Origin of the sequence: Mesorhizobium sp. M2A.F.Ca.ET.037.01.1.1 (genome assembly GCF_003998075.1) — a bacterium.
Taxonomy (GTDB): domain Bacteria; phylum Pseudomonadota; class Alphaproteobacteria; order Rhizobiales; family Rhizobiaceae; genus Mesorhizobium.
Map to the genome: position 1 here is coordinate 1 of NZ_RZSA01000116.1, position 10,317 is coordinate 10,317.

Annotated in this window: 10 protein-coding genes; 7 read left to right on the forward strand and 3 right to left on the reverse strand. The window is 64.6% G+C overall.

Annotation, left to right across the window (positions count from 1 at the left end; genetic code table 11):
• The 3 genes from EOA27_RS08650 to EOA27_RS08660 all read right to left on the reverse strand — a co-directional run.
• On the reverse strand, window positions 1–975 hold a 975-nt coding region (locus tag EOA27_RS08650; RefSeq protein ID WP_145970291.1), incomplete at its 3' end, for an ROK family transcriptional regulator.
• Window positions 976–1,128: 153 nt separating this feature from the next.
• Complete coding sequence (locus tag EOA27_RS08655) at window positions 1,129–2,148, reverse strand: SIS domain-containing protein (RefSeq protein WP_127255960.1); 1,020 nt, start codon at window positions 2,146–2,148, stop codon at window positions 1,129–1,131.
• 22 nt (window positions 2,149–2,170) lie between these two features.
• Window positions 2,171–3,082 (reverse strand): BadF/BadG/BcrA/BcrD ATPase family protein, encoded by a 912-nt coding sequence (locus tag EOA27_RS08660; RefSeq protein WP_245466987.1) that lies wholly within the window; start codon window positions 3,080–3,082, stop codon window positions 2,171–2,173.
• 156 nt (window positions 3,083–3,238) lie between these two features.
• Between EOA27_RS08660 and EOA27_RS08665 the strand changes: the two genes are divergently transcribed.
• The 7 genes from EOA27_RS08665 to EOA27_RS08690 form a co-directional block, all read left to right on the forward strand.
• A complete protein-coding gene (locus EOA27_RS08665; protein ID WP_126081765.1) occupies window positions 3,239–4,489 on the forward strand; it encodes an extracellular solute-binding protein in 1,251 nt (416 codons plus the stop codon).
• 1 nt (window position 4,490) lies between these two features.
• On the forward strand, window positions 4,491–5,426 hold the full coding sequence (locus EOA27_RS08670) for a sugar ABC transporter permease (RefSeq protein WP_126081764.1): 936 nt from the start codon (window positions 4,491–4,493) through the stop codon (window positions 5,424–5,426).
• Window positions 5,423–6,253: a carbohydrate ABC transporter permease gene (locus EOA27_RS08675; protein ID WP_126081763.1), complete on the forward strand. Its 831-nt coding sequence runs from the start codon at window positions 5,423–5,425 to the stop codon at window positions 6,251–6,253. Before EOA27_RS08670 ends, EOA27_RS08675 begins: the two co-directional genes overlap by 4 nt.
• A 36-nt stretch (window positions 6,254–6,289) precedes the next feature.
• The gene (locus tag EOA27_RS08680; protein WP_126059869.1) at window positions 6,290–7,222 is read left to right on the forward strand and encodes a 3-keto-5-aminohexanoate cleavage protein; all 933 of its coding nucleotides are present in this window, start codon (window positions 6,290–6,292) and stop codon (window positions 7,220–7,222) included.
• Window positions 7,223–7,343: 121 nt separating this feature from the next.
• Entirely contained in the window at window positions 7,344–8,504 is a 1,161-nt protein-coding gene (locus EOA27_RS08685; protein ID WP_245466986.1) for a 3' terminal RNA ribose 2'-O-methyltransferase Hen1, read from the forward strand.
• A gap of 2 nt (window positions 8,505–8,506) precedes the next feature.
• The gene (locus tag EOA27_RS42025) at window positions 8,507–8,725 is read left to right on the forward strand and encodes a hypothetical protein (RefSeq protein WP_245466984.1); all 219 of its coding nucleotides are present in this window, start codon (window positions 8,507–8,509) and stop codon (window positions 8,723–8,725) included.
• Window positions 8,722–10,317, forward strand: a 1,596-nt coding sequence (locus tag EOA27_RS08690) for a polynucleotide kinase-phosphatase (protein WP_127255962.1), incomplete at its 3' end; no start/stop codon positions are given. The genes EOA27_RS42025 and EOA27_RS08690, both read left to right, overlap by 4 nt.

The following is a 10,317-nucleotide window of genomic DNA, read 5'->3' on the forward strand; positions in this document are numbered from 1 at the left end:
GCCAAGCACGATCAGGCCCGGGTCGAGCATGCCGATGCAGCCGGCCGCGAGCCGGCCGATATCGGCGGCATGGCGCGAGACAGCCTCGGCGGCCGGCCGCGACCCCGCCAGTGCCAGCGCGAACAATTCCTTGGCCGAATTCGGCGGGGTCCCCTCTTCCGCCGGCCAGGTCTGTCGGCTGCGCTCGACAAGCGCCCGCGAGCCGAGATAGTGCTCAAGCCCCTCGCGAAAAGGCACTTCGCTGGCCGACCACGGAAACGGCATGCGGCCGACTTCGCCGGCAGCGCCGCCGGCGCCGCGATAAAGCCGGCCTTCATTGATCAGGCCCAGGCCGACGCGAACGCCGACCTGCAGGAAGGCAAAGGTCTCGTGACCCTGCGCGGCGCCGAAATGCCTTTCGGCGATCGCCGCGCAGTTGACGTTGTTTTCGAGGATAATCGGCACATCGATCTTGCGGCGAAGGGCGTGGAGCACCGCGTCCGGGCCGTTGCCCTGGCCATTGCCGAGGCGGCTGTGCGAGACGATGCGCGGCACCGCAACCGCGATGCTGCGTAAGGTGCGAAAAGCCTTGCCGACCTTGGCCGGGATCGATTTGGCTACCGCAAGAATGAACGCCCCGGTCTCGTCGACGGTCGCTCCGTCCGGAATGCTCTCTTCCACCGTCGCCAGGGGCTGGGCATCCATCGAATAGGCGACGGCGCGCACCTGTGCCGCGCCGACATCGATGCCGATCACATAGCCGGCGCCTGGGCCGATGCCATAGATGGTGGCGGTCCGCCCGATGGCGCCGCGTTCCGTCCCACGCGACGAGACAAGGCCAAGCGCGCTGAGCTCGGAAACGGCGGCCGACATGGTCGGCTTGGAGAGTTCCAGCATCGAGCCGAGCTTCGGCCGGGTCACTGGCCCCTGCGAGGCCAGCAGGCGCAGCACGGCGCGGGCGCTTTCCGTCAGGCTGGGGATTTCGGATGGAGCCATCTGCGACGTTGTTCCGCCTTCATCCTCTCGGCGCTCGGCCGATCGCGCCGGCTCGCATATCACGAATCAACCGCGACCATTACCATTGTGCTGCGTTTCGGCGGATTGCGCGAATGCGCCCTACTGAGCGAACAAGCTTGGCGTCCCGAAGAACTAAAGCTCCGTCGGCGACCAGGGCTTGAGCTTGGTATCGGTTTGCCGGTAGCGGAAGGTAATGTCGGTCAATCCGGCCGCGTCCTGCATGTTCGCGACGACCATCTGCAGCGCAACGATCTCCAGGATGCCGTCCGCGATCGCATTGCCCAGCGCCGGGATAACGATCACGGCGAGCTTCTCCCTGGCAGCGATATCGGTCCGTTGCGTGATCAGCGCCGAGGGGCAGCCGAAGCCGGCGACGTCCTGCGCGATCTTGACCTCGCGGTCCTCGCCAAAGGCGATCAGGCCGGTGGCGGCGTCCTGCGATTCCATCGGGCCATGCAGATAGTTCAGCGTGTCCCAGCCGGAGGCGGGAATCCGGACCGCCTCGCGAATCAGCATCGCTGCCTCGCCCGCATTGGCAAAGCCAATGCCGGCACCCACGATGTCGATGGCGGCGCGACCGCCAAGCAGCCTTGCCGCCCGACCGGTGCTCTCCCAACCATCGGCCAACAGCCGCTCGACCGCCTCCGGCAGTTGCGCCCAGTCGAAGGAGCCGCCGGCGATCTTGTCGACCAGCATGCCGAGCGCGAGCAGAGTTCCGGTGTAGCCGGTCGAACTGGCGCCATTGTCGGCGCCCGATGCCATGGCGATCACCGCGCCGGTGATGTCGGCCAGCGGATTGTCGGCGCCGCGGCAGATGGCGAGGCGCGGATAGGCCTTCGCCTCCCGCATCACATCGGCGATTTCGCGGCTCTGGCCGGAGGCCGACAGGGCGACAAAGGCATCCGCCGCCGCATCCGTCCGGCCATAGAGTTCGGTCGGCACGAAGGCGAAACCCCGCCGACCGAACTGGCGCAGATAGAAGGCGCCCGCGAGGGCCGCCTGATAGCTGGCGCCAATGCCGGCAAAGCCGATCGTGCCGTCGGCAAAGCCAGACAGGTCGACCGTGTCGAGCGCCCTTGCCACGGCCTGCCTTCCGATTTCCAGGCTTTCGGCCTGGCGCAACACCGCGGGGCGGTAACCGATACGCTTCATGTCAATGCTCCTCGATCCGCCCTCAGCCGTCGCCACGCTTCTTGCCCGCGAATAGACGTCCGGCCAAAGCCACCGCGCCGATCACCGGCGGCTCGCGCAGCAGGACCACGCGGCTTGCCGGCGACACGGACGCCATCGCCTTGACGAAAGCTTCCAACAGCATCGGCTGCTCGGCAATGACGCCGCCGCCGGCGACGACCAGCGACGGATCGGCGCCGCGTTCGATCAGCAGTTGCACAAGCGCCGCGAGCCCCTCCCCGCCTTCCTCGATGACGCGCGAAGCGAGCGGCGAACCGGCGTTCGCGGCATCGAAGACAGCGTTGGCATAGCGGCCCCAGGCAGCGGCGCCGCGTGTCTCGTTGAGCAAGATGCCGAGCTTGGTCTGGTCGTCGGTTCCGATCTCGCGCATAAGCATCGCAATCAGCGGATCGCCCTCCTGGCCGCGATCGAGAGCGCGGCGGATCGCCTTGGCGGCCTCGCGCACCAGCGCCGCCGCGCTTCCTTCATCGCCCAGGATCCAGCCCCAGCCGCCGGCGGCAAGCATCTTGCCCTCGGCCGTGCGCGCGACCGCGATCGAACCGGTTCCGGCCACAACGCCGATGCCTTCGACAAAGCCGGCGGCAGGCACCATCAGCTCGGCATCGTTGACCACCTGCACGCTGGTTTTCAGATTGGCCGACAGCAGCGCTTGGAAGCGCCGGCACTGCTCGTCGGTATCGCAGCCATGCGCGCCGACCGCAACCGCGGCAGGCGCTGAACCGCCGCAAAGATCCATGGCGATGGCCGACAGCTTCGCCGCATCGGCCTCCATCTGGCGGATCCGCCATTCGTCGGTGATAACCGTCTTGTCGAACAACACGGTGTCGCCGCGACGCCCCATGATGCGCGTCTTGGTGCCGCCTATGTCCACGCCCACCAGCAGGTTCCGATCCACGCACATTCCCTTCGCCAGCCGCGCCGCCCAAGCTTCGCGCGAACACTGCAACCACGTTAGTTAGGAAACTTTACAAACTATCTTTCCAGACGGCAAGAACTATGATTTGATCAACCCCGTCGAAGCGCATGAAGCGCTGAATGGGAGATCAGGAAGATGAGCAGGAGAAGGATCGGCCTGGCCCTCGCGGCCGCCTCTTTCGCATGGGGATTTGCAACAAGTCTGGCGCACGCGACCGACATCTCGTTCTGGACCTGGCGCCAGGAAGACAAGGCCGCCTATAACGAGCTCTTCGCCGACTTCACCAAGGCGAACCCGGACATCCACGTGAAGTTCGAGTCCTTCCCGGACGAGAACTACCCGACCATCGTCTCGACGGCATTGGCGGGCGGCAAGGGCGGCGACGTCATTCACACGCACGCCTATGGTTGGCTCGAGCAGTTCGTGAAGGCCGGCTATTTCGAGCCGCTCGACATGGCGACCGTACCCTCGCTCGCCAACCAGCCGGCGGATGCGCTGGTGTCCGGCACCTACCGCGCCGACAAGAAGGTCTATTCGCTGCCCTTCGCCTCGCAGACGCTTGGCCTGTTCATCAACAAGGACGTCTTCGCCAAGGCGGGGCTGACGCCGCCGACCACCTGGGACGAGTTCATCACCGTCAGCAAGGCGCTGAAGGAGAAGGGCATCTATCCTTTGGCTAACGGCATGGGCACCAGCTGGTTCAACGAAATGTTCGTGGCCATCTTCACCAACCCGTTCCTTGGGCCCGACTTCGTCAGCGACCTGACCAGCGGCAAGACCACCTTCAAGGATCCGCGCTATGTCGCGGCACTCGGCAAGCTGCTCGAGCTGCGCCCCTATATGCCCGACGGCTTCGAAGGCATCGACTATGAGACGGCCGGCCAGCTGTTCCTGAGCGGCAAGGCGGCGATGCTCGCCGGCGGCAGCTTCGACATCGCCACCTACCGGTCGCAGAACCCCGCCATCAACATGGACTTCGTCGCCCCGCCTTTGGCCAAGGCCGGCGACACGCCGCAAGTCACGAAATTCTTCGACGGCGGCTACGCGGTCAATTCGAAGTCGGCCAACAAGGAAGCGGCGCTCAAGCTGGTCAACTGGATGGGCACCAAGGAGTTCGGCGACAAGTTCTCGGCGCTTCTCGGCAACATCTCGCCGATCAAGGGCGTCGTCATCAAGGACGAGCTTCTGTCACACGTCGCCAAGTTGAACGAGACGGCGATGCCGCATATCAATGTCGTCTATTTCCGCTTCGAAAAGCCGACGGCATCGGAATTGCTGCAGGGCGACATCACCAAGATGATGTCGGGGTCGATCACGCCGGACCAGCTTGCCGCCGACCTCACCGACGGCCTCGCCAAATGGTACAAGCCGTTCCAGGGCAAATGAGATGGCAGACGGCTGGCGCCACACAGCGAAACCTTTTGCATGGCGCCGGTCGCTCTGGATTGCCGCGCTGCTGACGCCGGCGCTGCTGGTCATGGTGCTGTTCGTGCTATGGCCGCTTTTGTCGGCCTTCCGCTTCGCCTTCTATGAGTTCAACGGGCTCAGGCCATCCGGCTTCATCGGGCTCGAAAACTTCCGCCAAGTCCTGTTCGAAAAGCCCTATAGCGACTGGACCTGGAATGCGTTCAAGCACAATGTCATCGCCTTCCTGGCGCTGATGGTCTTCGAGAACGGCACCGCCTTTCTGATCGCCTTCGCGCTGCTCAAGGCCTTGCCGGGCCATCGCGTCCATCAGGTCATCGTCTTCCTGCCGGTGGTGCTGTCGGCGGTGATCGTCGGCTTTCTGTGGAAGCTGTTCCTGCATCCGCTGTTCGGGCTGGTGAACCAGCTGCTCGGCCTGGTCGGCATCGGCGTCATTCCGTGGCTCGGCAACGAAAATACCGCGCTCGGCAGCATCCTCTTCGCCAACATCTGGCACTGGCTGGGCTTCCCGACGCTGGTGCTGCTTGCCGGTATGCAGCGCATCAGCAAGGACGTGCTGGAAGCCGCTCGCCTCGACGGCGCCGGCGACTACGCGCTGATGACCAACATCGTCTGGCCGTTGATCGCGCCCAGCGTCACCATCGTCACCATCCTGACCTTCATCGGCAGCTTCAACTGGTTCGAGATCCCCTATGTCATGGCCGGCCTGACCGGTTCGCCGGGCGGCTCGACCGACGTGCTCGGCCTCTATTTTTACCGCACGGCCTTCGGCAGCACGACCACCGGCATCCAGGATTTCGGCCAGGGCAGCGCGCTGGCGGTTCTGATGTTCATCTTCGTCGCCGGCGTCACGGCAATCGCCCTGCGCTACCTGCGCCGCCGCGAGATCGAGCAGTGAGGGATCGCGGCGAGACGATCAGGAACGGCGCCATCCAGCTCTTGCTGGCGGTCAATGCCGTCATCATGATCTATCCGCTGTTCGTCATGGTGGCCTCGTCGTTCAAGACCAACGCCGAGATCTTTTCCTCGCCGCTTTCGCTGCCGACGCATTTCTCGACCGCCAATCTGGAGAAGGTCTGGACCGAGACCAATTTCGTCCGCTATCTGGCGAACTCGGTCGGCATCACCGCCGCCTCGGTCGCGCTGATCCTGATGTTCAGCACACTCGCCGGCTACGCCATCGCCCGCTACCGGTTCCGGCTGAGCTCGCTGGTGCTGATGTTCTTCCTGAGCGGCATGACTGTGCCGCTGAAGCTGGCGATCATTCCGCTGTTCATCCAGCTCGACACGCTCGGCCTCGTCGACAGCTATTTCGGGCTGGTGCTGGTCTATGTGGCGATGGGCATCCCTTCGGCCGTCTTCATCATGACCGGCTTCCTGCGCACTCTGCCGCGCGAGCTGGAAGAATCCGCCCGCATGGACGGCGCCAGCGAGCTTCGCATCATGTGGTCGATCATGCTGCCGCTGGCGCGGCCGGCGCTGGTCATCGTGGCGATCCAGAACGCGGTGCCGATCTGGAACGACTTCTTCTTTCCGCTGGTCCTGATCACCTCCGACAATTTGAAGACACTGCCGCAAGGGCTGACCGTGTTCGTCGGCGAATTCACCACCGACTGGGGGGTGCTGTTCACCGGGCTGACACTGGCGGCGCTGCCGATTACCGTGCTCTATATCGTGCTGTCGAAGCAGTTCATTTCCGGCATCACGCAAGGCGCGGTCAAATAGGCGAGGTCAAAGAGCGAAGAGATTGAGGCATCAAAAGTGGCGAACCGGAACAAGATCATCATCACCTGCGCGGTCACGGGCTCGATCCATACGCCATCGATGTCGCCGCATCTGCCGGTGACGGCCGAAGAGATCGCCACCGCTGCGATAGAGGCGGCCGAGGCGGGTGCGGCGATCGTCCATCTCCATGCGCGCAATCCGGTGGACGGCCGCCCCGACCAATCGACCGAGGCCTTCGCGCCTTTCCTGCAGGTCATCAAGCAGCGCTCCAACTGCGTCGTCAACATCACCACCGGCGGTGCCGCGACGATGAGCGTGGAGGAGCGTGTGAGGCCGGCGAAGGTCTTTGCGCCCGAGGTCGCCTCGCTCAACATGGGCTCGATGAATTTCGCGCTGTTCCCGATGCTGGAGCGGTTCAAGACCTTCGAGCATGATTGGGAGCGGCCCTATCTCGAATCCTCGCGCGACCGCATCTTCCGCAACACTTTCGGCGACATCGAGCACATATTGCGAACCTGCGCCGACAACGGCACGCGTTTCGAGATCGAATGCTACGATATCGGCCACCTCTACACGCTGGCGCATTTCGTCGAGCGCGGCCTGGTCAAGGCGCCGTTCTTCGTCCAGAGCGTGTTCGGCATCCTCGGCGGCATCGGCACGCATCCGGAAGACGTCGCGCACATGAAGCGCACGGCCGACCGCCTGTTCGGCAACGACTATCACTGGTCGGTGCTGGGCGCCGGCCGCCATCAACTGCCGATCGCCACGCAGGCGATTGCGCTCGGCGGCAATGTGCGGGTCGGCCTGGAGGACTCGCTGTGGATCGGCAAGGGCAAGCTCGCCCGCTCCAGCGCCGAGCAGGTGACCAAGGTGCGCCAGATCATCGAAGGCCTCGGCGCCTCGATCGCCACGCCCGACGAAGCGCGGCAGATCCTGCAGCTCAAGGGCGGGGATAAGGTCGCGTTCTGACCGAGTTCGCACTCGCAAGACAGCGTCGAAGGTAACCAACACTTCGAGTTGCTCTGAAAAGGAATGGAAATAACTTGCCGCCGCCATTGGTTATTCCGATCGGCTGCGTTATCGCTTGTGCATGTTTTTCTCTATTGCCACCACGCATCGTCCAGCCACGGATCTTGGTTTCCTGCTGCACAAGCACCCGGACCGCCTGCATGAGGCCGAGCTGTCCTTCGGCAAGGCATGGCTGTTCTATCCGGAGGCCAGTGACGAGCGTTGCGAGGCAGCGCTCCTGCTCGACGTCGATCCGATCGGGCTGGTCAGAGGCAAGGGTCAGGCGGATGGGCTGCTCGACCAGTATGTGAACGACCGGCCCTATGCAGCATCGTCCTTCCTGTCCGTAGCGCTCAACAAGATGCTCCGGACGGCAATGACCGGCATCTCCAAGGAACGCCAGCAATTGGCCGACACCGATCTGCCGCTGGAGGCTGTCGTGGCGCCCTTGCCGTTGCGCGGCGGCGAGGCGTTGGTGCGGCAGCTGTTCGAGCCGCTGGGCTGGACCGTCGACCTGACCCCGATCGAGGCCGCCGGCGCCAGCAACGGAGGGCTGCGCTACGGCCATCTGAAATTGTCGGGGCTCGGCCGGCTGAGCCACCTGCTCAACCACCTCTATGTGCTCATTCCGGTGATGGACGACGCCAAGCATTACTGGGTCGGCGACGACGAGGTCGACAAGCTGCTATCCAGGGGTGCCGGATGGCTGGAGCACCACCCGGCCAAGGAACTGATCGCTCGCCGCTATTTGCGCAACCGATCGGTTTTGGCCCGGGCGGCCCTGGCGCGCCTCGTCCCCGAAGCCACGGCCTCGGAGGCGCCAGCCGAAACCCGCCGCTCCCCTGAGGAGACGCTCGAGGCGCCAGTCCGACTGCACGACCGGCGCTTGGACGCGGTCGTCGAGGCCATCCGCGCGAGCGGCGGCAAGGTTGTCGCCGATCTGGGATGCGGCGAAGGCAAGCTGCTCGACCGGCTGGTGCGCGAGCGGTGGGTCCAAAAACTGTTCGGCTTGGACCCTGCGGTCCGCGAGCTCGAGTGGGCGGCAAGGCGATTGAGGCTGAATGAAGCCGGCGGCCCGCCGGAAGGGCGCGTCACGCTGCTGCATGGCTCGCTGACCTATCGCGACAATCGCTGGGCCGAAGCCGACGTCGCTGTATTGGTCGAGGTCATCGAGCACTCGACCAGGACAGGCTGCCTCTGGTCGAGCGGATCGTCTTCGGCGAAGCCGCGCCGAAGACGGTGATTGTGACAACGCCGAACGCCGATCACAACGCGCTTTTCAGCGGTCTGGAAGCAGGCGCCTTCCGTCACCCCGACCATCGCTTCGAGTGGAGCCGTGCCGAGTTCGAAGCCTGGGCGGCCAAAATCGCGGAGACCTACAGCTATGTCCCCGCGATCAGCGGCATCGGCGATGTTGATCCCAGCTTCGGCGCGCCGACACAGATGGCGGTGTTCACCCGATGAGGGACATCAACAAGACAGATCTGGAGATCCCGGATTTCGCCCTGGTCGTGCTGATAGGCTCGACCGGGTCCGGCAAGTCGACTTTCGCCGCCAGACATTTCCTGCCGACCGAGATCGTCTCGTCCGACCGATGCCGAGAGCTGGTCTGTGACGACGAGACCAATCAGGATGTGTCGGCCGACGCTTTCGAATTGATGCGCGACATCATCGGCAAGCGGCTGAAGCACCGCAAGCTGGCTGTCGTCGACGCCACCAATGTGCGGGCGGCCGACCGCAAGGCCTGGATCGAGCTAGCGCGCAGGTGGCATGCCCTGCCCGTCGCGATAGTGCTCGATCCCGGCGTCGATGTCTGCGTTGCGCGTAACGCGAAGCGGCCGGACCGTCCATTCGGCGCTGGAGTGGCCCAACGCATGACGATGGAGATCCGCAAAGGTCTCGGCGGGCTGCAGCGGGAAGGCTTTCGCCAGGTGTGGAAACTTGGCAGTGAGGCCAGCATCGACGCGGCGAACGTCTCGCGCCAGCCGCTTTGGACCGACAAGCGTCACGACGCCGGCCCCTTCGACATCATCGGCGACGTGCATGGCTGCGCCGAAGAGCTTCAAGTCTTGCTGGGCAAACTCGGATACAGCCTTACATGGTCTGAGCATCGCGGCGAACGTAGTGTCGTTGTGTCGCCTCCGGAAGGCCGCAAGGCAGTCTTTGTCGGCGATCTTGTCGATCGCGGCCCCAACACACCCGACGTGCTGCGCATTGCGATGAGCATGGTCGCCGCCGGCACCGCCTACTGCGTCCAGGGCAATCACGAACGCAAGCTTGGCCGCTGGCTGGAAGGCCGCAAGGTAGTGATCGCTCACGGCCTCCAGCAAACGATCGACCAGCTGGAGACCCAGGATCGCGGACTTAAGGAGGCGCTGCCGGCCTTCCTCGACAGTCTGCGCAGCCATGTCTGGCTGGACGGCGGCCGGCTGGCGGTCGCCCATGCCGGCCTCAAGGAGGACATGGTCGGACGCGGCTCGGGCGCCGTGCGCGAATTCGCGCTCTATGGCGAGACGACCGGCGAGATCGATGAATTCGGCCTGCCGGTGCGGGCCGATTGGGCGGCCGCCTATCGCGGCAAGACGGCGGTCATCTACGGCCACACGCCGATGCTGTCGGCCGAGTGGGTCAACAATACGCTGTGCATCGACACCGGCTGTGTGTTCGGCGGCAAGCTGACCGCGCTTCGCTGGCCGGAACACGAGCTGGTCGAGGTGTCGGCAATCCGCACCTGGTCGGAGCCTGTGCGTCCTCTTGGCCCGTCAAACCGGGGAAAATCGGCTCAGGCAGACGCTGACGGCGTGCTCGACATCCAGGACGTCTCCGGCCGGCGCTGGATCGAGACCGAGCTGAAAGGTCGGATCGTCGTGGCCGAGGAAAATGCCTCGGCCGCGCTCGAGGTGATGAGCCGCTTCGCGGTGGCGCCGCAATGGCTGGTATACCTGCCGCCGACGATGTCGCCGTCCGAGACAAGCGGTCATGCCGGCTGGCTTGAACGCCCGGAAGAGGCTTTTGCTTACTTTCGCGAGCGCGGCGTCGCCGAGATCGTGTGCGAG

Excerpts from the sequence above, each read along its gene's own strand:
- EOA27_RS08655 (WP_127255960.1), bottom strand. The coding sequence starts at position 2,148 with ATGAAGCGTATCGGTTACCGCCCCGCGGTGTTGCGCCAGGCCGAAAGC.
- EOA27_RS08665 (WP_126081765.1), top strand. The coding sequence starts at position 3,239 with ATGAGCAGGAGAAGGATCGGCCTGGCCCTCGCGGCCGCCTCTTTCGCA.
- EOA27_RS08670 (WP_126081764.1), top strand. The coding sequence starts at position 4,491 with ATGGCAGACGGCTGGCGCCACACAGCGAAACCTTTTGCATGGCGCCGG.
- EOA27_RS08685 (WP_245466986.1), top strand. The coding sequence starts at position 7,344 with ATGTTTTTCTCTATTGCCACCACGCATCGTCCAGCCACGGATCTTGGT.